General features: G+C 58.9%; 18 protein-coding genes and 2 pseudogenes. 12 read left to right on the top strand and 8 right to left on the bottom strand.

Annotation, left to right across the window (positions count from 1 at the left end):
- Nucleotides 1–7: 7 nt before the first annotated feature.
- The 4 genes from AGA_RS10120 (at nt 8) to hflX (ending at nt 5,317) form a co-directional block, all read left to right on the top strand.
- Entirely contained in the window at nt 8–2,272 is a 2,265-nt protein-coding gene (locus tag AGA_RS10120; protein ID WP_083503688.1) for a sensor histidine kinase NtrY-like, read from the top strand.
- Nucleotides 2,262–3,653 carry a nitrogen assimilation response regulator NtrX gene (gene ntrX, locus AGA_RS10115; RefSeq protein WP_059024201.1) on the top strand — a complete coding sequence of 464 codons (1,392 nt, stop codon included), beginning with the start codon at nt 2,262–2,264 and terminating at the stop codon, nt 3,651–3,653. The genes AGA_RS10120 and ntrX overlap by 11 nt, the downstream gene beginning before the upstream one ends.
- Before the next feature lie 79 nt (nt 3,654–3,732).
- A complete protein-coding gene (gene hfq, locus AGA_RS10110; RefSeq protein WP_059024200.1) occupies nt 3,733–4,017 on the top strand; it encodes an RNA chaperone Hfq in 285 nt (94 codons plus the stop codon).
- Nucleotides 3,998–5,317 (top strand): GTPase HflX, encoded by a 1,320-nt coding sequence (gene hflX / locus AGA_RS10105; protein WP_059024199.1) that lies wholly within the window; start codon nt 3,998–4,000, stop codon nt 5,315–5,317. The genes hfq and hflX overlap by 20 nt, the downstream gene beginning before the upstream one ends.
- A gap of 70 nt (nt 5,318–5,387) precedes the next feature.
- Here the strand turns inward: hflX and AGA_RS10100 are convergent, their stop codons facing one another.
- From AGA_RS10100 to AGA_RS10090, 3 genes and pseudogenes are all read right to left on the bottom strand, one after another.
- Nucleotides 5,388–6,020: an NUDIX hydrolase gene (locus AGA_RS10100; protein ID WP_059024198.1), complete on the bottom strand. Its 633-nt coding sequence runs from the start codon at nt 6,018–6,020 to the stop codon at nt 5,388–5,390.
- A 93-nt stretch (nt 6,021–6,113) separates the two neighbouring features.
- Nucleotides 6,114–8,728, bottom strand: a pseudogene (gene clpB, locus AGA_RS10095) (ATP-dependent chaperone ClpB).
- A 238-nt stretch (nt 8,729–8,966) separates the two neighbouring features.
- Nucleotides 8,967–9,575, bottom strand: coding sequence for a superoxide dismutase (locus AGA_RS10090; RefSeq protein WP_059024197.1), 609 nt, complete (start codon nt 9,573–9,575; stop codon nt 8,967–8,969).
- 243 nt (nt 9,576–9,818) lie between these two features.
- Here AGA_RS10090 and AGA_RS10085 point away from each other — a divergent pair, with 243 nt between their 5' ends.
- The gene (locus tag AGA_RS10085) at nt 9,819–10,589 is read left to right on the top strand and encodes a squalene/phytoene synthase family protein (RefSeq protein WP_059024196.1); all 771 of its coding nucleotides are present in this window, start codon (nt 9,819–9,821) and stop codon (nt 10,587–10,589) included.
- Between the two features lie 23 nt (nt 10,590–10,612).
- Here AGA_RS10085 and AGA_RS10080 read toward each other — a convergent pair whose 3' ends face one another.
- A complete protein-coding gene (locus AGA_RS10080; protein WP_059024195.1) occupies nt 10,613–11,488 on the bottom strand; it encodes an NAD(P)-dependent oxidoreductase in 876 nt (291 codons plus the stop codon).
- 127 nt (nt 11,489–11,615) lie between these two features.
- Here AGA_RS10080 and AGA_RS10075 point away from each other — a divergent pair, with 127 nt between their 5' ends.
- A complete protein-coding gene (locus tag AGA_RS10075; RefSeq protein WP_059024194.1) occupies nt 11,616–12,248 on the top strand; it encodes a protein-methionine-sulfoxide reductase heme-binding subunit MsrQ in 633 nt (210 codons plus the stop codon).
- Between the two features lie 20 nt (nt 12,249–12,268).
- On the opposite strand, the gene AGA_RS10070 is transcribed toward AGA_RS10075, so the two are convergent.
- A complete protein-coding gene (locus AGA_RS10070) occupies nt 12,269–13,708 on the bottom strand; it encodes a SulP family inorganic anion transporter (protein ID WP_194299256.1) in 1,440 nt (479 codons plus the stop codon).
- A 180-nt stretch (nt 13,709–13,888) separates the two neighbouring features.
- On the opposite strand from AGA_RS10070, the gene lpxB reads away from it, so the two are divergent.
- A complete protein-coding gene (gene lpxB / locus AGA_RS10065; protein ID WP_059024192.1) occupies nt 13,889–15,064 on the top strand; it encodes a lipid-A-disaccharide synthase in 1,176 nt (391 codons plus the stop codon).
- Between the two features lie 13 nt (nt 15,065–15,077).
- On the opposite strand, the gene hisI is transcribed toward lpxB, so the two are convergent.
- From hisI to AGA_RS10050, 3 genes and pseudogenes are all read right to left on the bottom strand, one after another.
- Nucleotides 15,078–15,497: a phosphoribosyl-AMP cyclohydrolase gene (gene hisI, locus AGA_RS10060; protein WP_059024820.1), complete on the bottom strand. Its 420-nt coding sequence runs from the start codon at nt 15,495–15,497 to the stop codon at nt 15,078–15,080.
- Nucleotides 15,498–15,617: 120 nt separating this feature from the next.
- Nucleotides 15,618–16,370, bottom strand: a pseudogene (gene ygfZ / locus AGA_RS10055) (CAF17-like 4Fe-4S cluster assembly/insertion protein YgfZ); the annotation flags it as partial.
- A gap of 88 nt (nt 16,371–16,458) precedes the next feature.
- Nucleotides 16,459–17,373 (bottom strand): glycosyltransferase family 9 protein, encoded by a 915-nt coding sequence (locus AGA_RS10050; RefSeq protein ID WP_059024191.1) that lies wholly within the window; start codon nt 17,371–17,373, stop codon nt 16,459–16,461.
- 163 nt (nt 17,374–17,536) lie between these two features.
- Here AGA_RS10050 and AGA_RS10045 point away from each other — a divergent pair, with 163 nt between their 5' ends.
- The 5 genes from AGA_RS10045 (at nt 17,537) to AGA_RS10025 (ending at nt 23,105) form a co-directional block, all read left to right on the top strand.
- Entirely contained in the window at nt 17,537–17,929 is a 393-nt protein-coding gene (locus AGA_RS10045; RefSeq protein WP_059024819.1) for a hypothetical protein, read from the top strand.
- Nucleotides 17,930–18,085: 156 nt separating this feature from the next.
- Nucleotides 18,086–18,781, top strand: a complete 696-nt coding sequence (locus tag AGA_RS10040) for a tetratricopeptide repeat protein (protein ID WP_059024818.1) — start codon at nt 18,086–18,088, stop codon at nt 18,779–18,781.
- Between the two features lie 4 nt (nt 18,782–18,785).
- Nucleotides 18,786–20,183, top strand: coding sequence for a PQQ-binding-like beta-propeller repeat protein (locus AGA_RS10035; RefSeq protein WP_059024817.1), 1,398 nt, complete (start codon nt 18,786–18,788; stop codon nt 20,181–20,183).
- A 13-nt stretch (nt 20,184–20,196) separates the two neighbouring features.
- Complete coding sequence (gene der / locus AGA_RS10030; RefSeq protein ID WP_059024190.1) at nt 20,197–21,606, top strand: ribosome biogenesis GTPase Der; 1,410 nt, start codon at nt 20,197–20,199, stop codon at nt 21,604–21,606.
- A 110-nt stretch (nt 21,607–21,716) separates the two neighbouring features.
- Nucleotides 21,717–23,105: an MFS transporter gene (locus tag AGA_RS10025; protein ID WP_059024189.1), complete on the top strand. Its 1,389-nt coding sequence runs from the start codon at nt 21,717–21,719 to the stop codon at nt 23,103–23,105.
- Nucleotides 23,106–23,132: the final 27 nt, after the last annotated feature.

Below are 23,132 nucleotides of genomic sequence, written 5' to 3'. Positions count from 1 at the left end.
AGGCATGATTAAAGCACCCCGGTTCTCCCTGAGACATCTGTTTTCGCGCTCGCGCCTGCAATGGCTTTTGCGGGCGCTGGAACGCAGGAGCGTTGCCATAACGCTCGTCGCACTGGCGCTTTGTCTGGTGTTTGCAACCTTTGTTGTACTTTCGGGCGGGATGTCCTTCGGGCATTACGCGCTGGTGGAACCGCTGGTACTTTTTGTGAATGCGCTGGTTCTGCTTCTGCTTCTGCTGGCCATGGGGGTACGTGGCTGGCCCATACTGGTGGAATATCGCAAGGGGTTGGCGGGCACGCGCCTGCATGTGCGCCTTGTAACCCTGTTTGGTATTGTGGCGGTGGCTCCCACCGTGGTTGTGGGGGTGTTTGCCACCCTGTTTTTCCATTACGGAATTCAGATCTGGTTTTCAGACCGGGTCAATACGGCACTCAACGAAGCCTTGCAGGCGTCACGCGGGTATTTGCAGGAACATAACGCCAATATTCGTACAGATGCGTTCTCGATGTCCAACTACATCATGAGCGCACAGAACGAGTTGGCCGCCAGCGGCATGGAACTGTTGCAGGACCATGATGCCTTGTCCCAGATGCTGGATAGTCAGGCAACCATGCGTGGGCTGACAGAAGCCCTTGTGTATGACCCCATTACCAACCGCGTTGTTGCCGCTGGCGGGCTGATGAGTCGCACGGGGTATTTGCAGGATCTTCCCCCGCCAGCAGCAACACTCATGGCGCGGTCCAACGATGTGGCCATTCTGGACTCTCCGGACGAGCGCACGGTGCGCGCTGTTGTGGAACTGTCGCAGACGCCCACACTTATGCTGGTGATTACCCGGTTGGTGGACCCTTCCATTCTGGAGCATATGCACAGAACGGAAAATGTGGTGGCGGACTACAAACACCTGAACAGCAACAAAGCCAAAATTCAGCTCACCTTCGTCATGATCTTTGTGCTGGTGGCGTTGCTGGTGCTGGCGGTTGCCGCCCTGATCGGCTTTGCGCTGGCCAACCAGATTGCCCGCCCGCTTGGCCTGCTGAGCATGGCGGCCCGCAGGGTGAGTGAGGGCGATCTGCGCGTCCATGTGCCCGAAACCGACCGGGACGATGAGGTTGCCAGCCTGTCCCGCGCGTTTAACCGCATGACGGAGGAACTGGACAGCCAGCGTTCGGAACTGATGCGGGCTTATGGCCAGATCAACGAACGCAGACGGTTTACGGAGGCCGTTCTGTCTGGTGTGTCCGCCGGGGTGATCGGGCTGGATGTGGAGCAGCGGATTGAACTGCCAAACCGTGCAGCCAGCGTCCTGCTCCAGACCAATCTGGCGGATGCTATTGGCGAGCCACTGGCCACGCGTGTGCCAGAATTTGCCGGACTGTTGGATGAAATTACCCGTTCCCCAGAGGCGGTCTTTACGCGGGAAATTCAGATCGGTCTGGCCACCAGCCAGCGTACCCTGCTGGTGCGGGTGGGGGCGGAACTGCGTGGTACGGTGACCGAAGGGTATGTCATGACCTTTGATGACATTACCGCCCTGCAACAGGCCCAGCGTAAGGCCGCATGGGCGGATGTGGCCCGCCGTATTGCGCACGAGATCAAGAATCCGCTCACCCCCATCCAGCTTGCGGCCGAGCGTCTCAAACGTCGTTTCTTGAAGGAAATTACGTCAGACCCCGAGACGTTCTCCCAGTGTGCGGACACAATTGTGCGGCAGGTCGGCGATATTGGGCGCATGGTGGACGAATTTTCGGCTTTTGCCCGGATGCCGCAGCCAATTATGAAGGATGAGAACCTTTCACGTATTGCGCAGGAGGTTCTCATCCTGCAACGTAATGCCCATCATGAGATTAAGTACCACCTTGATTTGCCCGAGCATGGGCCAATGGTCCGTTGCGACCGGCGGCTTATCAGTCAGGCACTGATCAACCTGTTGCAAAATGCGGCAGACGCCATTGCCATGGTTACCCGGCAGGTGGATGCACCGGAACAGGCGGGCGGCCTTAAGGGGGACGTCTGGGTACGTATAGTGCGGGAGGAGGAAAACATTGCTATTGTCGTGGCTGACAATGGGGTGGGTCTTCCCTCGGATGACAGGAACCGTCTGACGGAGCCTTATGTGACACACAAAGCCAAAGGAACAGGGCTGGGATTGGCTATTGTGAAAAAAATCATGGAAGATCATGGTGGAACGGTCCGTCTGGAAGACAGAGCAGGAGAGAAGGGAACTGTGGCTACTCTGGTTTTGCCGGTGAAAGACGACCATGGCGCATGAAATCCTGATCGTTGATGACGAACCCGATATTCGGATGCTGATTGAAGGCATTCTGTGTGATGAGGGGTATGAGGCCCGCGTGGCCTCCAGTTCCGAGGCTGCTCTGGCTGCCTTTAGGGCGCGAAGGCCGTCTCTTGTCATTCTGGATGTGTGGTTGCAGGGCTCCGATATGGATGGGCTGGAAATTCTGCAAACCATGAAGGCGGAGGAAGCCTCCGTACCCGTGGTTATGATTTCAGGCCACGGCACAATCGAAACCGCTGTGGCTGCTCTTCAGCACGGCGCATATGACTTTATAGAAAAACCTTTTCAGGCAGACCGGCTGCTCGTCATTGTTCGGCGCGCGCTGGAGGCATCACGCCTCGCGCGGGAAAATGAGGAACTGCGGCTCCGGGCCGGGCAGGATGCAGATCTGTATGGCAACAGCGCGCAGATTGTTGCCATTCGCAACCAGATTGAAAAAGTGGCCCCCACTGGCTCACGCGTGTTGATTAGTGGTGGACCGGGTTCGGGCAAGGAAGTGGCCGCCCGTATGATCCACGCCCGATCACGCCGGGCAGATGGGCCGTTTGTGGCGCTGAATTGTGCAACATTGGCCCCCGGTCGGTTTGAGGAAGAACTGTTCGGGCTGGAAGGCGGGGTTGATGGCGTGGGCCGCCGCACCGGGGTGCTGGAGCGGGCGCATGGCGGCACTCTGCTGCTGGACGAGGTGGCGGACATGCCGCTGGAGACACAGGGCAAGATTGTACGCGCGCTACAGGATCAGACATTCGAGCGGTTGGGCGGAGGGTCCCGCGTTAAGGTGGATGTGCGTGTGCTTGCCACCACCAACCGCGACCTTCAGGCTGAAGTTGTGGGCGGGCGCTTTAGGGAGGACCTGTACTACCGTCTGGCGGTGGTCCCCTTGCGGATGCCTGCGCTCAAGGAGCGGCGGGATGATATTCCGGGGCTGGCCACGCTCTTCCTGCACCGTGCGGCCGAAATGGCGGGGCTGCCCTCGCGCGATCTGTCGCCCGATGCGGTGGCTGTTTTGCAGGCGTATGACTGGCCGGGCAATGTGCGCGAACTGCGTAACCTGATGGAACGCGTCCTTATTATGCAGCCCGGTAGCAGCCAGGATCTGATCCGGGCAGACATGCTGCCAGCCACCATTGGGGAGAATGCCCCGGGCCTGCTGAAGTTCGATGCCTCCACCGATGTGATGAGCCTGCCGCTGAGAGAAGCGCGCGATTTGTTTGAGACACAGTACCTTCAGGCACAATTATTGCGTTTTGGAGGGAACATAAGTCGCACAGCGCTGTTTGTGGGCATGGAGCGGAGCGCTTTGCATCGCAAACTCAAGCAGCTTGGTGTAACATCGGATGAACGGAACACTGGCTGATCAGTGAGTTGTTGCGAGTCAGATAAAGCGTTAGGTCTGGCTTCCAAGAAAAAAATAATATGGGATAGGGTCTCACACAGTGGAAAAAGAGAGTGCACATAATGTGCAGGACGCATTTTTAGGCCAGATTCGTCGTTCTCGGGCGGCCGTAACCGTATTTTTGGTCAACGGTGTCAAACTTCAGGGTTTTATTACGTGGTTTGATGATCAGGTAGTGCTTCTCCGGCGTGATGAGCAGACCCAGCTTATTTACAAACATGCCATCAGCACTGTTATGCCCAGCATTCCCGTAGATATTGCAGACTCCACCGGAGCGGGCGCAAAGGCGGACAAGGAACCATCTCTTGGCGACGAGTTTTACTGAGAAGAAAAAGGCGGTTGCAACGCGTGCTGCCGTCATCCTGCCATGGGAGCGCTCTGCCCACGGGCAGGACGTAAGGGCGGCAGAAGCCAGACTGGAAGAAGCTGTTGGTCTGACTGCCTCCATTGGTCTGGTTATTGTCCGTAAAGCCGTTCTTTTGCTGCGTACCCGCCGTTCGGCAACATTGCTGGGCAAAGGGCAGATTGATTCCCTCAGAATTGCCGTTAAAGCGGATAATATTGACGTGCTGGTGGTGGACACCAAGCTAACCCCAGCCCAGCAGCGTAATCTGGAAACCGAGTTCGGTTGCAAGGTTATCGACCGTACTGGCCTTATTCTGGATATTTTTGGTGCCCGTGCTGCCACGCGGGAAGGGACGTTGCAGGTCGAACTGGCCCACCTGGAATATCAGCGCTCCCGTCTGGTCCGGTTGTGGACCCATCTTGAACGCCAGCGTGGTGGTTTTGGCTTTTTGGGTGGTCCGGGTGAAACCCAGATCGAAGCTGACCGCCGCATGATTGGCGAACGTATCGTCCGGCTTAAAAAAGATCTGGAGCAGGTGCGGCGTACGCGTGGCCTGCACCGTCAGGCGCGCAAGCGGGTTCCGTTCCCTGTTGTGGCTCTTGTGGGGTACACCAACGCGGGCAAATCCACCCTGTTCAATGCCCTGACCGGGGCCACGGTTTATGCGCAGGACCAGTTGTTTGCCACGCTGGACCCAACCATGCGCGCTATTGAACTGCCATCTGGCCGACAGGTTATCCTGTCTGACACGGTGGGTTTTATCAGTGATCTGCCAACCGAGCTGATTGCCGCTTTCCGTGCAACGTTGGAAGAAGTGGCTGAGGCGGACATTATCCTGCATGTGCGGGACATTGCACATCCGGACAGTGCCGCGCAGAAAAGGGATGTGCTGGGTGTGCTGGATAGCATGGCCAAGGACAACATGTTGGAGCAGGACTGGCCGAGCCGGACGATTGAAGTTCTGAACAAGGTTGACCTTCTGGGTGGACAGATGGCGGTCCCTCAGGGGGATGAGACAGTCGCTATTTCCGCCATAACGGGCGATGGGCTTGATAGGCTGCTAGACCGGATCGACCAGCGCATTACCTCAGGTATGGAAGTCGTGCGTTATGCCATGCCGCTGGCCGATGGTGCAGCATTGGCATGGCTATACCAGCATGGAGAGGTGATTGACCGCCATGACCGGGAGGAAGATACGGATATAACCGTTCGCCTTCTGGCGGAAGACCGGGCCCGGTTTGAGCGGCAGTTCAAGCATATTACGCCCCAACTGGCCTGAATGCAGGCTTTGGGGAGTAGGTTTTAAAAATAACGGAGTGGGGTTTACACCGCGCTCCGTTATTTTTTTATCAGTCAAATTCGGTCATCAGTCTTAGATCAGCATGATGGGCAAACAACCGGTCGATCTGGTTGCGGGAGATACGCCCGGTTGAAAGATCATGCGGGATCTCGTTACGGGCAAAAAAGCGGACTTCGCTTGTTTCAATGCTGGTGGCAGGCGCGCCACCGGTTAGCTCTCCCAGAAAAAACATTTTGGTAATGGAAAAAGCTTCTGGCGGTTCATGCCCCTGTCGCGCCCGGTCAAGCACCATCGCCAGACGCGTAATCCGCACCGTGTAGCCGGTTTCTTCCCACACTTCCTTGGCGGCGGATTCCGAGGCGGTCAGATTGACATCCGCCCACCCACCGGGGACGGTCCAGCGGTTCTGGTCCAGCACTTCACGCACCATCAGGAGCCGGTTCTGGGCATCAAACACACCAGTGCGGACTTCCAGCTTGGGGGTAGCGTAGCCGGTTTGCTGGCTGAACAGGTTTTCAATCTGCTGTATGGGGGCGGCACTGCCTTTGGCCATCATCTGCGCCGCAATATGGCGCAGCATTTCATACCGTTCGCGGTCAAACGGGTCCTTGGTGAAGGTCAGCCCTGTTTGGGCGATGGCCTGAACCTCTCTGGCCCAGACAAGCCATTCAGGCTCGGACATGGTGTTGGTTCCTATTCCTATAATAAAAAACGGGAAGGCGCGGGCCCTCCCGTTTTTTTATCTGCCGTAGCAAGCAGGCCAGATTGGGTCTGCTTAGTAAGCGAGTTCGGGCTCAGCGGCGGTTTTGCCATTAATCAGCAGGCCATCCCCATCGGCGGAGATATTGACGGTCTCTCCATCATGGATTGTGCCTTCCAGCAACTGCCCGGCCAGCGGGTTCTGCAAGCTGCGCTGGATAACCCTTTTAAGCGGACGTGCCCCATAAACCGGGTCATACCCCTCGTTCGCCAGCCATGTTTCAGCCAGATTATCGAGGTGCAGGGTGATCTTGCGGTCTTCGAGCAGTTTTTGCAGACGGGCGACCTGAATATCCACAATCTTGGCCATATCTGCCCGCTGAAGCCGCGAGAAGAGAATAACCTCATCCAGACGGTTCAGGAATTCAGGGCGGAAGTGTTCGCGCACCACCTTCATGACCTGAGCCTGCACCATGGCTGGTGTATCCCCATCCGGCTGGTTGGCTAGATATTCGGAGCCAAGGTTGCTGGTCAGGATAATGAGCGTATTGCGGAAGTCCACAGTACGGCCCTGCCCATCCGTCAGGCGGCCATCATCAAGCACCTGCAGGAGGATGTTGAACACATCTTCATGCGCCTTTTCCACCTCATCAAACAGGATGACCTGATAGGGGCGGCGGCGTACGGCTTCGGTCAGCACACCACCTTCCTCGTAACCCACGTAACCCGGAGGGGCACCAATCAGGCGGGCCACGGCGTGCTTTTCCATGAACTCGCTCATGTCGATGCGCAGCAGGGCCTTGTCATCATCAAACAGGAAGCGAGCCAGTGCTTTGGTCAGCTCCGTTTTGCCAACCCCCGTTGGGCCGAGGAACAGGAACGATCCGATCGGACGTTGGGGTCCTGCAGGCCAGCGCGGGCACGGCGCACAGCATTGGCAACGGCACGCAGGGCGGGTTCCTGCCCAACAACGGACTTGCGCAGTTCGTCTTCCATCCGCAGCAGTTTGGCGCGTTCACCTTCCAACATGCGGTCCACCGGCACGCCAGTCCAGCGTGAGACAACCGAGGCAACGCCCTGATCCGTTACCGCTTCGGAGACAAGGTTGGCGCTTTTGGCTTCCTCTTCTTCCGTTTTCTGGGCTTCGGCAATCTGGGTTTGCAGGTTGGGGATAACGCCATACATCAGTTCAGATGCACGTTGCAGATCGCCCTTGCGCTGGGCCACTTCCACATCGGAACGAGCCTGATCAAGCTGTTCCTGCAACTTCTGCACCGCGTTCACACGGTCTTTTTCCGCGTGCCATGCAGCACTGAGCGTGTTGGATTTTTCTTCCAGATCAGCCAGTTCAACTTCAACGGCTTCCAGCCGGTCCTTACTGGCCGTATCATCTTCCTTGCGCAGGGCTTCACGCTCAATTTTGAGCTGGATAATGCGGCGGTCTAGTTCGTCCAGTTCTTCGGGTTTGCTGTCGATCTGCATACGCAGGCGGCTGGCTGCCTCGTCGATCAGGTCAATCGCCTTATCGGGCAGGAAGCGGTCCGTAATATACCGGTTGGACAGGGTGGCAGCCGCCACCAGTGCGCTATCGGTAATGCGCACGCCGTGGTGGAGTTCGTATTTTTCCTTGATCCCGCGCAGGATGGAAATGGTGTCCGCTACCGACGGTTCACCCACAAACACAGGCTGGAAGCGGCGGGCCAGAGCGGCGTCTTTTTCAATATACTTGCGGTATTCATCCAGCGTGGTGGCGCCAATGCAGTGCAGCGTGCCACGTGCCAGTTCCGGCTTGATCAGGTTGGATGCGTCCATGGCCCCATCGGTGCGGCCTGCGCCAACCAATGTGTGCATTTCGTCAATGAACAGGATGACCTGACCTTCGGCGGACTCAATTTCCTTCAGCACCGCTTTCAGGCGTTCTTCAAACTCACCACGGTATTTGGCACCTGCAACCAGCGCGCCCATGTCGAGCGAGAGCAGCTTTTTGTTTTTAAGCGCTTCGGGCACATCGCCGTTCACAATCCGCTGGGCCAGACCTTCCACAATGGCGGTCTTACCCACGCCGGGTTCACCAATCAGAACCGGGTTATTTTTGCTGCGGCGGGCCAGAACCTGAATGGCGCGGCGGATTTCCTCATCACGGCCAATCACGGGGTCCAGTTTGCCCTGTTGTGCAACTTCCGTTACGTCACGGGCATATTTTTTAAGCGCGTCAAAATTGACTTCGGCGTTTTCGCTGGTCACTGTGCGTCCCTTGCGAATGGTGGCAATGGCTTTTTCAAGAGCTTCGGGGGTGGCGCCGTTGGTTTTGAGCGCCTGCCCGGCCGGGCTGTCGGATGCGGCAAGCGCGACCAGAAGGCGGTCCTGTGCGACAAAGCTGTCGCCCGCTTTTTGCGCAATCTGCTCGGCGGCATCCAGCGTGCGCACCAGATCGGGTGTTGCCGACGGTTGCCCCGCGCCACTGCCCTGTACTTTGGGCAGTTTGGCCAAAGCCTGCTCGTTTGCAGCGCGTGCGCCATCTGGGTTGCCACCCGCGGCGCGGATCAGGGCCGATGCAGCGCCTTCCTCATCATCCAGCATGGCCTTAAGCAGATGCTCGGACGTAAGCTGCTGGTTGAAGTCACGCAGTGCAATGGTTTGTGCTGCCTGCAGAAAACCACGTGAGCGTTCGGTAAATTTTGCAATATCCATAATATCCCTCTTGTCCCTTTATCTTAGGCGACTGAAGGCCTTGCCCCGTCCCGCTGTGCGGCAACGGAGGGCAGGGTCTGCCTTGTTGACAATTCTAAGATTGGAAGGGGGGAGGGCACAATCAAGAGGCATGTGTGCATAAGCTGCACACTGTTGGAATGGCGGATATGAAAAAAGGCGAAACCCCAAAAGGGGCTTCGCCTTCCTGCTCCAGCCGCTGGGGCTTGGGGCTGTAAACTTAGGCCGCGTTCAGCTGGGCTTCGGCAAATTCATAGTTTGCCAGCTTGTCCAGGAAGTTGGTGATGTAGTCGGGGCGACGGTTGCGGAAGTCCAGATAGTAGGAGTGTTCCCAAACGTCAGCCGTCAGCAGGGCCTTGCCCTGACCTTCGGCCAGCGGGTTGGTGCCGTTGGGGGTTTTGGTAATGGCCAGCTTGCCATCCTTGCCCAGCACCAGCCAGGCCCAGCCAGACCCGAACTGGGAAATGGCGGCCTTGCGGAATTCTTCCTTGAAGGTGTCGATGCTACCAAAGTCTGAGGTAATTTTGGCACCCAGCTTTTCGGGCATAGCCCCACCGGTCGTGGACAGGCTGTTCCAGAAGAAGGAGTGGTTCCAATGCTGGCCAGCATTATTGAACAGGCCGGTCAGGTCAGCCTTGCCGTGTGCTGCAAGAATGATCTCTTCCAAAGACTTGCCAGCAAGGTCGGGCTTGCCTTCGAGCAGCGTGTTCAGGGTGTTTACGTAAGCCAGGTGGTGCTTGCCGTGGTGGAATTCGAGCGTTTCCTGGCACATGCCACGGGCGGCAAGGGCGTTGGGAGCGTAGGGGAGGGTTGGCAGTTCAAAAGCCATGACATAACTCCGTCGTATAAAGCAGGGCGTGTGTAAAACGCGCCTGTCCCAGAGCTATGGGCGTGCCAGATGGCACAGAGATCGGATGTTCAAACCCGCGTCTCTTTCCCTCGCTCACGGAAACTTGCCCTGCTGGTGGGGGTGGGGTGGCGCGGCAGTCCGTAAGGAAAGCTATATGTGCATTACGCATGAAACAGCGGGAATTTGCAACATGCCACCACGCCGGAGCAGTAGGATACAGCCATGAAAAACCATCCAACACAGGCGGATATGCAGGCATTGGCGCGGCTGGCGGCGGGGGATGTGGACAGGCTGCTTTGTACGCGTTTTTTGCCCGCATCCGTACAACAGGGCGGGTTGGTGCTGCTGGCGTTCCATAATGAGCTGATTCGCGCGCTGGCTCCTGCACGCTCCGCAGCTGTTGCAGGCCCCATGGCGGGGCTGGTCCGGCTGCAATGGTGGCGCGAGGTGCTGGAACAAACGCGCCCACCCGAGCACGATCTGGCGCCTTTTGTGCTGGAGATGCTCGAGCGTGGGCAGGCCCGGCAGGTAACACTGCTCCGGCTTGTTCACTCCTGCGAGATGGAACTGACCGGCTCGCGAGATCTGGCTACGTGGTTGGGGGTGATGCGGGATGGTCCCGGAGCCTTGCAGCGTGCTGTTGGTGAAGTGCTTGGGGTGGAGGATGACGACCTGCTGCACAGGCTGGAGGCCTGCGGCATGGCATATGGTGCAGGGGCCATGCTGCGGCATTGGCCTGCCATCCAGCAGTCAGGGCGGTTCATCTATCCTGCGAATGAAGGCGCACTCCGCCAGCAGGGGCAGGCATGGCTGGCGGAACTGGACTGGCCCCGGCTCCCGGCACCGGTCAGGATCGCAGCGCTGCCTGCCGTGCTGGCAAAGCGCGATCTGGCACGTGGTTCCGCTCAGGCGGGCCAGCCCAGAGGAGTGGGGGACAGAGCTGCTGTCTTGTGGCAGGGCGTTAAAGCCCTGCGTGCGTTTGAACGGGGGTAAACGGGTTTTGCGTGTGCAAACCCTTACGGGTCGTTGGCGACAATGTTTTCCAAAACCCCAATCAGAGCCGAGTAATCGGCATCGGCTGCGGCCCGGCGGGTTAGTGAGAGTTCCTGCGTGACTGCTGCCATGGTGGGCACAGGCACGGCCAGACGGGCGCAGGCATCCATGAGCAGGCGCATGTCCTTTTGCATCAGACGGGTTGGGAACTGGGGTGAGAAGTCACCCGCTTTGGCCATTTTGATCTTGCGCTTGTGGTGGGGGGAGATCACCGCCATGTTGTCCAGCGCGTCAAACAGCATGGAGCGGTCAAGCCCTGCTGCCAGTCCGTAGGCAATGCCTTCGGCCACGGCGGCCAGCCCGGCCCCCATAATGCCGTTAATGACCAGTTTAAGCCGCGCGCCACTCCCTGCTGGACCAGCGTGGATGGTCAGGCGGCCAATGGCGTCAAACACAGGTTTGGCGCGGGCCAGTTCATCATCACTCCCGCCAGCCAGCACAACCAGATTAGCGGTCTCAGCCTCAGGCGTGCTGCCCGAAACCGGACAGTCCACAACGCTGACCTTTTGCTTCTGCCCAGCTTCCAGCAGTGCCTGTGCGGCTTCGGGCGAGACGGAGCTAGTGTTCAGCAGCAGGCTACCTTCGGGCATACCTGCCAGCAGCCCTTGCGGGCCGTACATGCTGGCGGCCAGTGCCTCATCATCTGGTACACACACAAGAACAAGATCGGCTGTTTTGGCAACGTCCGCCGGTGTGGGCAGGAAGGCAATGCTCTCATCTCCCCCCTTGCCAGATGGGGTGTAGGCAATTGCTGCAAAGCCTGCTTTTTTCAGGTTGGCCGCCATACGGCTGGCCATGGCGCCAAAACCAATAAAGCCAATTGTTTTTGCTGTGGTCATGATATCAGAGACTCCTGCCTATTTTTGCGTATTATGGACATAACGCACAAAGTCTTTCCAAGGTTAACGCGCATGGCTTGGGTGCGTGGGTTGGTAAGGTAACGTTCAGTCAGGAAAAGGGCAGGTCATGGCTCCACCAGTTGCTGGTCGCGCACGGCGCAATACTTTGTCGCCATTGGCGCGGCAGGTTCTGCTTTACGGTCTGTTTTTGTTGCCAGCCGTGTTTGATCTGGCAGAAGCATGGATGGGCTGGCTAGGGCCAAAACCTTACCGGGAGTGCCTGCATGACTTCGGGCGGTATGCTTTCCGGTTCCTGCTGATTTCCCTGATGGTGACGCCCCTGCGGCGTTTTACAAGGATCAACCTTATTGTCTATCGTCGGCCGCTGGGGCTGTTGGCGTTTACCTATGCGGCCCTGCACATAACCCTTTATCTGACCTGGGCGCGCGGTTTTGACCCGGCCCTGATCTGGACGGACTTTACGACCCGCCCCTTCCTGATATTTGGTCTGCTGGCATTTATTATTCTGTGCGTTCTGGCCGCAACATCCACACGCAAGTCCATTATGCGGCTGGGTAAGCGGTGGGCACCGCTGCATAAAACCGTTTATCTGGCCATGGTGCTGGCCTGTGTGCACTACAGCATCGCCTTTAAGGTCTGGCATGTAGAGCCGTTTATTTATGCGGCTATTGCAGCGGCGGTGCTGGCCACACGTTTTGTGCCCAAAATGCAAAAAAGCAGCCGCCCGACCTCGTCATAAGGGCGGGCGGCCTGCCGTGTTCAGGCCAGCAGGTTGGGGTGGCCCAGTGCTGCCAGCAATTTGGCCGCACGCGCATCGGCATGAACGATGCTTACGGTCTTTCCGCGCTCTTCAAGCCGTGTTGCGGTTTTTTCCAGAGTATCGGCAGCGCTGATGTCCCACAGGTGGGCATCTGCCAGATCAATCACCACGTTTGTGGCTGTGTCGTGAAAATCTATGGCGTCGGTCAGCACGCTGCTTGAGGCAAAAAAGAGCTGGCCGTGCACGGTGTAGGTGCGGGTTGTGCCATCTGCTGTGTCCTGCGTTGAGACCTGCACCAGCTTCATGACCTGAAACGAGAAGAACAGCCCGTTCAGCAGCACACCACAGGCAACGCCTGCGGCAAGGTCATGCGTCAGCACAACAACAGCAACAGTGACCAGCATAACCGTGGAGGCCAGCTTGGGGTGGCGCACCACGTCACGCAGTGAGGACCATGAGAATGTGCTGACGGACACCATAATCATAATGGCAACAAGGGCGGCCACAGGCACCTGCGCAACAAACCTGTGCATGGCAACCAGTAGCAGAAGTAGAAAAGCCCCGGCAGTAAAGGTGGACAGGCGGCCACGCCCACCATAGCGCAGGTTGCCCACGGTCTGGCCAATCATCCCGCAACCTGCCATGCCGCCGAACAGTCCGACAAAAATGTTGGAAATACCAAGCCCGGTGCATTCCATGCGTTTGTTGGAGTGCGTGTCTGTCAGCTCATCCACCACGGCTGCGGTCATAAGGGATTCCAGCAGGCCAACCATGGCCATGGCAAAGGCGTAGGGCAGCACAATCTGGAACGTGTCCCATGTCAGCGGAATGTGGGGCAGGGTGAGGGAGGGCAGCCCGGTGGGCAGCGCGCCAAGGTCCGCCACAACGTGAATAGGCATGGGGAACGCATAGCTCAGCCCGGTCAGCACCAGAATGCAGATAAGGGGGGAGGGAATGGCCGTGCTCAGCCGCGGCAGCAGGTAAACAATAGCCAGCCCGACCGCAATAAGGGCGTAAGTGTGCCATGTAACATGCAGCATCTGCGGTATCTGGGCAGAAAAAATAAGAATGGCCAGTGCGTTAACAAAGCCCGTTTCCACCTCGCGTGAGACAAAGCGCATCATGTTCTGCAAGCGCAGCAGGCCAAACAGAACCTGAAAAGCACCCGCCAGCAGGGTCGCCAGCAGCAGATATTGCAGGCCATGCCCATGCACCAGATCGGCTGCAACCAGTGCGACCGACCCGGCCGCGCCCGAGATCATGCCCGGCCGACCGCCCGTTATGGCAATGGCAATGCTGATGACAAAGGAAGCAAAAAGCCCCACTTCCGGCGCGACCCCAGCCGCGTAGGAAAAGGCAATAACTTCGGGAATAAGGGCAAAAGTGCCGACCATGCCGGCCAGAACGTTACGGACGGGCTGTTCCGTCCATTCACGCATATACTGCTGAACACTCACGAGGCAGAAGATATCCTGTACACTGGGTTGGTTGTTGGGTGCCCCCAGCCATAAACCGGACTTTTTGTGTGCGGAAAGGTTTTTCTTTGCGTATCACGGGTTGCGCATCCCGCATCAGGCCGGAATGGTGGCGTGTCCCTGTTGTGTTTCAGGTGTAGGAATATGGTCAGTCTTTCCCCTTCTTCTCCCCTCATATGGATACTGGCCGGAGAGGCGAGTGGAGATGTGCTGGGTGCCCGCCTGATTCAGGCGCTGCGTGCGCTGGACCCGCATATCCGTTTTGCGGGTGTAGGGGGCGTGCGGATGGAGGCGGAGGGGTTTGAAAGCCTTTTTCCCATGCGGGAACTGGCGGTTATGGGGCTGGTGGAAATTCTGCCCCGTGTGCGCCAGCTTTCACGCAGGCTTAATCAGGCGGTGGACGATATAGCGGCACACAGGCCCGATCTGGTCATAACCATAGACAGCCCCGGTTTTGCCCTGTGCCTGCTCAGGCGGATTGCTGGCATGGGTATTTTGCGCGTGCATTACGTGGCGCCGCAGGTTTGGGCATGGCGGCAAAAGAGGGTGCGCAAATTCCCCGGCCTGTGGGATGAACTGTTATGCCTGCTGCCGTTTGAGGAGGCGTTTTTTGGCAGGCACGGGTTAAAAACCCGTTTTGTCGGGCATCCGGTCCTGCAATCCGGCGCGCGGGATGGCGATGCTGGGCGGTTTAGGGCAACGCATGGGTTGGCGGATGCGGCGCGCATCCTTGTGCTTATGCCCGGTAGCCGTCGGTCAGAGGTGCCGCGCCTGTTGCCGGTATTCGGGCAGATGCTCGCACTTCTCAAAACCCGTATGCCGGATGTGGTTCCTGTTGTGCCCGTGTCCCCCGTTGTGGCCGCAACGGTAGAACAGGCGGTAAGGAACTGGCCGGTCCGCCCGGTTATTGTGACGGATGTGCAGGACAAGCACGATGCGTTTGCCGCGGCAGGTGCGGCGCTCACCAAATCGGGCACGTCCACGTTGGAGCTGGCGCTGGCGGGCGTGCCCATGGCTGTAACGTACAGAGTTAACCCGCTTACGGCATTTATGGCGCGCAGGCTGATCCGCGTGCCGCATGTTGCCATGGTCAACCTGTTGGCTGGGCGAGAGATTGTGCCAGAACTGTTGCAGGAAAATTGTGCGCCGGAGGTTTTGGCGCGTGAAGTGCAGAAGTTGTTTGAAAACCCGACCGTGGCACAGGCCCAAAAAGCCGCGTTTGCCACGGTCCTGCATGGGCTGGAAGGGCCGGGTGGCGCCTTGCCAGCCGATGCGGCGGCCCGCGCCGTTATGGACCTGCTGGCCGCGCGGAAGGCGTAGGGCGGCCCCGCTCTTAGCCGTGGGTGTGGTAGAGCTCCGCCGGGTCAATTTCCGGCTTGGTCAGTTCCACCAGTCCGGTCGGGCTGAAGGCGCGGTAAAAACAGCTTCTGCGGCCAGTATGGCAGGCAACGCCAATCTGGTTAACCAGTAGCAGAACGGCATCGGCATCGCAGTCCAGCCGGGCTTCATGCAGGTGCTGGATCTGGCCGGATGTTTCCCCTTTGCGCCACAGCCTCTGGCGGCTGCGTGAATAGTAGCAGACACGCCCGGTCAGCAGTGTTTCACGCAGGGCCTCGGCATTCATCCATGCAATCATCAGCACTTCGCCCGTGTCATGCTGCTGGGCAATGGCGGCAATCAGGCCGGAGGCGTCGTAGTTGACCCTGCTGAGCATGGCGTCAAGCACTGGGGCGTCGGGGGCGGTGTAGGTCATGGCTCTAGTCCGATGTGGTGGCGGGTGCATCTGGTGCGCTGCCCAGCGCAGGTAGCAGCCATGCGGGGGGCGGGCAACTACGTTATGGCCAAGGCATGTCAGGGTTTTGTCCACCACATCCACTTTGATCAGCGCCAGACCAATATGATCGCGCGAGGAGCGTAGCGTGCCAACTTCCTGCCCTTCGTACAAAACCGGGGTGCCGGGGGCAGGGAGCGGTGCTGTGCTGGCAACGGGCACAAGGCGGCGTTTGAGCAGGGTACGGTAGTGCATGCGGGCGGTCACTTCCTGCCCCATGTAGCATCCTTTTTTCCATGCAATGCCGCCCAGCAGGTCCATATTGGCTTCTGCTGCGAGTGTGCGCCCCTGTTCGCAGTCCTGCACCCCATCGGGCAGGCCAAGAGCCAGCCGGTGGAGGTCGTAGTCCAGTTGTGTCGCGGTCTGTTCCGTGTCCATCGGCGGGGCAATCAGGCGCCAGCCCGCTGCGGGTAGTCTGGGGTCGTGCACGCTTATGGCGTTTTCCAGCAGGGCAACGCTGGGGGCATTGCCCCATGCTGCGTAAACGGGGAGGGAGGTCAGGTCCATCTGCACGTCTGAGCGCAGTTTAAACCGCAGGAGCAGCGTGCGCAGCGCCTCGGCCTGTTCGGTGGCGCAGTCCAGCAGCAGGCAGGTGTCATCCGGGTCGGATACGGCAAAAAAATCTGCCTGCCAGCGTCCCTGTGGGGTCAGGCAGGCAGACCATGTGGCCTGACCGGGCTGGAGGGCAGCAATATCTGCCGTAACCAGCCCTTGCAGGAACCGTACGCGGTCTGGTCCGGAGAGTTTGATAATGGTGCGGCCTTCAAGCCGGGTAATGTGGGAAGGGGCTGGCATTGGCATGGTTCGTCTTTCCTACAGCAAGGACAGGCCAAAGATGCAAAACTCTAGACCGGAGCATACTGCCGGGCCAGTGGCGGCATGGTCAGGGCTGGGTTTCGCGCAGGAGCGCCAGAGCCGCACTGGCCACACGCTCCACGCTTAATGCGGCAATGGGGGCATGGCCTTCCGGTCCGGGGGCTTCTACCCAACGCGTCACCCTGCCACTCGGTGCATATTCCGATGCACGGGAGGGGCCAAATAGCCCCAAGGTGGGGGTGCCCGCCGCCGCAGCCAGATGCATTAATCCTGAATCGTTGCCGATATACAGGGCGCAACGGGCCAGCATGGCGGCGGTTTCCGTCAGTTCAAACCGTCCGCCGGCGTCTATGGCATGGGGGAGGGCTTCCAGCACAGGTTGTGCCAGTGCCGCTTCCTGCGGGCCGGGACCATAAAAAATGGCGGGACGGGCAGAGGGATAGGCCGCGGCAAGCTGTTGCCATAACGGAGCATAATGCGCTGTGGGCCAGATTTTACCGCTCCAGTTGGCGGTGGGGCCAAGGGCAATAATCGGCGCGCTGCTGGATGATGGAGGAATAATACGTGCAGCCACCTGCTGGTCCGCCGCATTCAGCCACACAGTCGGCAATGGCGCGGGGGAAAGACCCAAAACCGCCCCCAGATGCTCAACCCTCCGTCCGGGTCTGCGCCCCCCACGCATGACCAACCGACGGCCAGAGCGGAGGAAAAAAGTGATGATGGAGCCACGTAAATCTACCGTCATATCCCACCGGGTGGGAACGCAGGCTTTCCACAGGTCCAGCCAGTGCCGGTCATACGTGCGCTTGCGCATGACCAGAACCTGGTCGAGTCCGGGCATATGGCGGAATAGTCCGGCGGCAACAGGTCCACAGGCAACAGTTATGCGGGCCTTGGGCCACTGTTGCAGAAGAGCGTTGAGAATGCCGGTGGAAAGAACCGCATCCCCCAGACGTGTGGCCGTAATAAAAAGAATGCGCATACCAAGGGGCTATACTGGCTCTTTACGTCTTTTCCAAGCACAGGGGATATGGACATTTGCCGCGCGTATGCCAGAAGATAACGTGTTGAACTGCAAGGTGGTCAGCTCATATGGGGCTGGCATGTGGTTTGGGTCCGCTGTTTGGACAATAAGGGTGTTTGCAATGGTGCAGAAAGGGTTTTTGCTGGCTTCCATTATGGGGTTGGCTGCTGTGGTGGCGTGTGTTCCGGCCCATGCGGCGGAGCAGCGGGTCTGGGTGCCTTCGGCCTGTGGTACGGAGCCGGAAGCGCCTGCGGTCGATGTGTCCAGCGTGGAAAAATATAACGCCAGCGTGGATAAGGTCAGCGCGTACGAAAAAGCTGCCCGGACCTATCACGCCTGCGTCTCCAAGGCTGCGGTCAAAGAAGAAACCGCAATCAGTAACGACGCGCGGGACAAGATTGCCCATATTCACGAGGGAAGCACCGCCGTGCAGCAGCGCATTGGTGCAAACTTTACCCAGTTGACATCAGCCCTCAAGGCTGGTGGCGCAAAGCTGCAAAAAGCGGCCCACTAAGGCGCTTTTCTGCTTTTGAGGTGCTGCCTGTTGCCCCGGAAGGCGGTATAACAGGCGCACAACACACATGCTGCGCCTTGTATGATGCGTCCGGCTGGGGCAGATATGCCCATAGCGGACAGGTGTGCATTGGCAGGAACAGGAACGGGCCGGATCGTGGCAGAGGATATTTACCGGGAAGTTGACGAAGAGCTGAAGGCTGAACGCATGCGTGCGGTCGCCCGGCGTTACGCTGGCGCAGCAGTTGCCGTTGTGGTGGCTGTGGTGGCAGGCGCTGGCGTGTGGTCATGGAAGGTCGCACAGCACAAGGCTCTGGATCAGGCAGCAACAGGCACGTATCTGGCCGCTCTGCGCCAGACGGACCATCTTCCCGATCAGGTGGGGAGCGACCCCATCGTGCTTACGGGTAAGGCGCAAAGCGGTCTGGACTCTTTGCAAAAGCTGGCTTCCTCGGGTGATCGGGGCGTTGCAACACTGGCCCGGATGCAGGAAGCCGCCGTGCAGGCAGCCCGTGGAGACACCAAGGCCGCTCTGGCCGCATGGAACGCCGTGCAGGATGACCCAGAAGCCGACCCCGGACTGCGGAGCGTGGCAACCCTGCTGTGGTGCCAGCACCAGCTTGATACGGGCGATATTCCAACCCTGCGCTCCCGGCTTACGCTATTGAGCGGGCAGGGCAAGGTCTGGAATGGCCTTGCGGCGGAAGCTCTGGCCGTTCTGGATGTGCGTGAAGGGCATAAGGATGATGCCCGTAAAAAACTGTCTGCCCTTGTGGACTCGGCCGAAACACCTTCAGGTGTGCGCAACCGGGCGCAGGATATGATGCAGGCCCTTGATCCGTCAGCAGGATAAAACCATGAGCAGCAAGACACACATTGGCGCCGTTGTCCGGTCCGGCCTGCCCCGCAGGAGCCTGCTGGCAGGTGCGGCTCTGGCCCCCATACTGGCCGCTTGTGGTGATGATGATGACGACAAGAAGCCCCTGCTAGCTGGGCACCGGACAGATGTGCTGTCTTCTGGCGCCGGGCTGATGGTGGATAAGGAAGACCACACCCCCATTACGCTGCCAGCGCCAATTACGGTTTCTGAATGGCCGATCAATGGGCGGGTGCCCGAGCATACGGGTAGCAACTACGCATGGGGCGGCCTTAACCGCCGCTGGAAGCACTCCATTGGTGCGGGTATTTCCCAGCCGGACTTCATGGCTTGGGCCGCACTTGGTTCCCTTGGGCGTGGTATGCTGTCCTGTGTACCGCTGGTGCATAATGGCCGCCTGTTTATTATGGATGCGCAGGGTATCGTGCGTGCCTTTACATGGCCCGCCATGCGCCATGTGTGGACGTTTAACCCGCGCCCCAAAAAGTCCTACTCCAGCAATACCGGCGGTGGTATCGGGGTGGATGGTGACGTTCTGTATATTGTGGATGGTATTTCGCAGACCATTGCCGTGTACGCTGCGACCGGCAAGGTCAAATGGCGGACCGACATTGGTACGCCGGGCCGTTCTGCCCCGACCATTGCAGAAGGCCGCGTCTATTTTGGCACCATTGATGAACGCTTCTTTGCGCTGGATGCCGCCACCGGCCGCCAGATCTGGACCTATGCCGCAACAGCGGCCGAAACAACCGTATTTGGTCAGGCCGCTCCGGCCTATGCCAATGGTGTTGTCGTGGCGGGCTTTGGCGGCGGGGATCTGATTGCCTTCCGTGCAGAAAGTGGCGAGGTGGTGTGGAGCGAAATGCTCGGCAACGTTGGCGCGCAGGCCAGTACGCTCAACCTCAACTGTGTCCGTGGCCTGCCGGTTATTGTTGGGAGCGTTGTTTACGCCATCAGCATGGCGCAGGTTCTGGCTGCGGTGGATATTCGTACAGGCCGCCGTGTGTGGGAACGCTCCGTCGCCGGGCAGAACAGTATTCTGTGCGTGGGGGACTGGCTGTACGTTGTGACCCTTGACCAGCAGGTTGCGTGTATTGACCGTCTTTCGGGCCATGTGCGCTGGATTGTCCAGCTTCGCCGTTTCCGCAAGATTAAGGAAAGCAAGGACATCGTCACCTGGTTTGGCCCCATCATGGCGGGTGGCCAGCTTGTGTGCCTGAGTACTCTGCCAGAAAATGGCATGGTCCGTATTGACCCGAAAACCGGGGCAATTATCTCTATTGATGCAATGGAGGCCGTTTCCTTCGTGCCGCCCATTGTTGTGGACAACCAGATGCTTATCGTAACAAATGACGGAAACCTGATCTCTTATGGTTGAACGTCGTAGGCCTATGCGCCCCCTCCCGCCCGTACCAACGGGGGACCTTCCGGTTGTTGTTATTGCCGGTCGCCCGAATGTGGGTAAATCCACCCTTTTCAACCGCTTGGTCGGGCGCAGGCAGGCGCTTGTGGCAGATACGCCCGGTGTCACCCGTGACCGTAAGGAAGGTGTAGCGCTGGTCCGTGGCCGCCACGTGCGGCTGATTGACACGGCAGGGTTGGAAGAGGCCGCGCCAGATACCCTGTTTGGCCGTATGCGCGCCTCGTCCGAAAGTGCTGTGCAGGACGCAGACCTTATTCTGTTCTGTATTGATGCCCGTGCGGGCGTTACCCCGGCGGATGAGCACTTTGCCCAGTGGATACGCCGCCAGAACCGCCCGGTCCTGTTGATTGCCAATAAGGCGGAAGGGCGTCAGGGCACGGCGGCTGCGCTGGAGGCCTACAGGCTGGGGCTGGGGGATCCGCTGGGTCTGTCCGCTGAGCATGGCGAAGGCGTGACCGACCTGATGTGGGAAATTGCCGAGCGTCTACCCGCCGATAAGGTGGAAGAAGAAGTGGACGAATGGGCACCCGAGCCAGAGGCCTCGGAGGAGGAAGAAATTCGTCCCACAGGGCCGCTCAAGGTGGCCATTGTAGGTCGCCCCAACGCAGGTAAGTCCACATTGCTGAATACCCTGTTGGGTGAGGAACGCATGATTACCGGGCCAGAACCGGGGCTTACGCGTGATTCCATTGCTGTAACCCTGCATGATGGCGACGATACGTTCGAAATTGTGGATACGGCAGGCCTGCGCAAAAAGGCCCGTATTGATGAAGCGTTGGAGAAAATGTCGGTTTCCGCCTCTATCGAGGCGTTGAAAATGGCTGAAGTGGCTGTTCTGGTACTGGATGCAACCCTTGGTGTGCATGAGCAGGACCTCCAGATTGCCCGTCTGATCGAGCGTGAAGGGCGTGCTTGTGTTCTGGCGCTGAACAAGTGGGACGCGGTGGAAGACCGCACGGCCACACGCAAAGCCATTCTGGACCGGTTGAGCATTTCTCTGGCCCAGATGCGTGGCGTGCCGGTTGTCACGTTTTCGGCGCTGACGGGTTCGGCCGTGCAAAAACTGCTGCCAGCCGTGCGGGATGCGTGGATGGTGTGGAACGCCCGTGTACCTACAGGTGCGCTGAACCGCTGGTTTGAGGAAATGCTGGAACGCCATCAGCCACCGTTGGTGGATGGCCGGCGGCTCAAGCTGCGGTACATGACGCAGGTTAAGTCTCGCCCGCCGACCTTTGTTGTGTTCGGCACCAGAGCCGAACAGATGCCAGATGATTACAAGCGCTATCTGGTTAATGGCCTGCGTGAGACGTTTGACCTGCCGGGTGTGCCTATCCGACTGCAAACGCGTGGTACCAAAAACCCTTATGCGAATAACTGACCGCAACAGGTCAGGGTTAGCACAAAAAGGGTATCTGCTGCGGGCCGGTTAAGGGCCAACAGGTCTGTCACAGGTAGTATGGTGCCCCCAACAAGGAGCCAGAGCCTAGTATGACGCCCCCGCAGCAGCCGCCAGTTAGCCCCCCATCCCTCGACGGCCTGCAAGGGGCGGCCAGAAACTGGGCCATGCTGGCCGTTTCCCTTTCTGTTTTTCTGGCTCTGCTGGATTACGCCATTGCCAATGTGGCTCTGCCTGACATTGCAAAGGATCTGAGGGCATCATCCTCATCTTCCATCTGGATTGTTAATGCGTATCAGATGGCAAGCCTTGTTTCCCTTCTGCCATTGGCGGCCCTTGGCAGTCGGGTCGGTTTTGCGCGCCTGTGCAGGGCGGGTATCCTGCTTTTTATGGTGGCATCACTGCTGTGCGCCACGGCGACCAGTCTGCCCGTTCTAGCCGGGGCACGGGTGTTGCAGGGCATTGGCGGCGCCTGCATCATGAGTGTGAATATCGCGCTGGTCAGGTTTATTTACCCTCAGGCCGAAATTGGGCGGGGCATGGCACTTAACGGCCTTGTTGTGGCGTTGGGTGTGGCCTTGGGGCCAACGGCCGCTGCGGGTATTTTAACCTTTGCCTCATGGCCGTGGCTGTTCTGGATTAACCTGCCTTTGGGGGCGGCTGCCCTTGGTATGGCGTTTTACGCCCTGCCCAACACGCCCCGTGCGCCCCGTATGCCAGATATAACGGGCAGTGTGCTGTGCGTTGTGGCTTTTGGCGCGTGTATTATGGGGGGCGATGGTTTGGCCCATGCCCAGAACTGGGCGGCATCGCTCCTGCTGCTGGCCTGTGGTTTGCTGGCTGGGGCATGGCTTATGCGGCGGGAGGCCCATCTTACACACCCCATTTTGCCTGTGGACCTTTTGCGTCGCCCAGACTTTGCGGTGGCGTTCAGTACTGGGTTCTGTGGTTTTATTGCTTCCAACTTCTACATTGTTTCCATGCCTTTTACCCTGCATGACGCGCTGGGGCTAAGTTCGGCGGAAACAGGGTTGCTTATTACGCCGTGGCCCATAGGCATTATGCTTTCAGCCCCGGTTATTCGCCGTGTGGCCGACCGCATTTCAGCGGGGGTTTTGTCCTCCATAGGGCTGGGGCTAACGGCTACGGGGTTTTTCCTGCTCTGGCAGCTGCCTGCCCATCCTGCATTATGGGATATTGCGTGGCGTACAGCTCTGGCCGGTTGGGGCTTTGGGTGTTTTCAGCCGCCCAATAACAGGGCGATGATGGTGGCCGCCCCTTTGCATAGGTCTGGTGGTGCGAGCGGTATGGTGCAGGTCGCGCGGCAGGCCGGGCAGACGGTTGGCGCCATGGGTGTGGCCGCCTTTTTTACCCTGCTGGGGGATGCCGCCAACCGTGACTGCCTGTTTGTAGCCGGATGTGTGGCATTTTTTGCCGCAATGCTGAGTGCAAGCCGCCTGCTGGTCCGGCGCCCGGCATAGGATGCCCAAAAGCGCCAGCAGCCAAGG

The sequence above is a fragment of the Acetobacter ghanensis genome, from assembly GCF_001499675.1.
In the GTDB taxonomy this organism is placed as follows: domain Bacteria; phylum Pseudomonadota; class Alphaproteobacteria; order Acetobacterales; family Acetobacteraceae; genus Acetobacter; species Acetobacter ghanensis.
The sequence above is the reverse complement of the archived record's forward strand: the minus strand, read 5'-3'. Positions and strand labels throughout refer to the sequence as shown.

Bases quoted from the DNA above. Each gene is read 5' to 3' on its own strand.
- ntrX (WP_059024201.1), top strand. From the start codon at position 2,262: ATGGCGCATGAAATCCTGATCGTTGATGACGAACCCGATATTCGGATG.
- AGA_RS10100 (WP_059024198.1), bottom strand. From the start codon at position 6,020: ATGTCCGAGCCTGAATGGCTTGTCTGGGCCAGAGAGGTTCAGGCCATC.
- AGA_RS10090 (WP_059024197.1), bottom strand. From the start codon at position 9,575: ATGGCTTTTGAACTGCCAACCCTCCCCTACGCTCCCAACGCCCTTGCC.
- AGA_RS10085 (WP_059024196.1), top strand. From the start codon at position 9,819: ATGAAAAACCATCCAACACAGGCGGATATGCAGGCATTGGCGCGGCTG.
- AGA_RS10080 (WP_059024195.1), bottom strand. From the start codon at position 11,488: ATGACCACAGCAAAAACAATTGGCTTTATTGGTTTTGGCGCCATGGCC.
- AGA_RS10075 (WP_059024194.1), top strand. From the start codon at position 11,616: ATGGCTCCACCAGTTGCTGGTCGCGCACGGCGCAATACTTTGTCGCCA.
- AGA_RS10070 (WP_194299256.1), bottom strand. From the start codon at position 13,708: ATGCGTGAATGGACGGAACAGCCCGTCCGTAACGTTCTGGCCGGCATG.
- lpxB (WP_059024192.1), top strand. From the start codon at position 13,889: ATGGTCAGTCTTTCCCCTTCTTCTCCCCTCATATGGATACTGGCCGGA.
- hisI (WP_059024820.1), bottom strand. From the start codon at position 15,497: ATGACCTACACCGCCCCCGACGCCCCAGTGCTTGACGCCATGCTCAGC.
- AGA_RS10050 (WP_059024191.1), bottom strand. From the start codon at position 17,373: ATGCGCATTCTTTTTATTACGGCCACACGTCTGGGGGATGCGGTTCTT.
- AGA_RS10045 (WP_059024819.1), top strand. From the start codon at position 17,537: ATGGTGCAGAAAGGGTTTTTGCTGGCTTCCATTATGGGGTTGGCTGCT.
- AGA_RS10035 (WP_059024817.1), top strand. From the start codon at position 18,786: ATGAGCAGCAAGACACACATTGGCGCCGTTGTCCGGTCCGGCCTGCCC.
- der (WP_059024190.1), top strand. From the start codon at position 20,197: ATGCGCCCCCTCCCGCCCGTACCAACGGGGGACCTTCCGGTTGTTGTT.
- AGA_RS10025 (WP_059024189.1), top strand. From the start codon at position 21,717: ATGACGCCCCCGCAGCAGCCGCCAGTTAGCCCCCCATCCCTCGACGGC.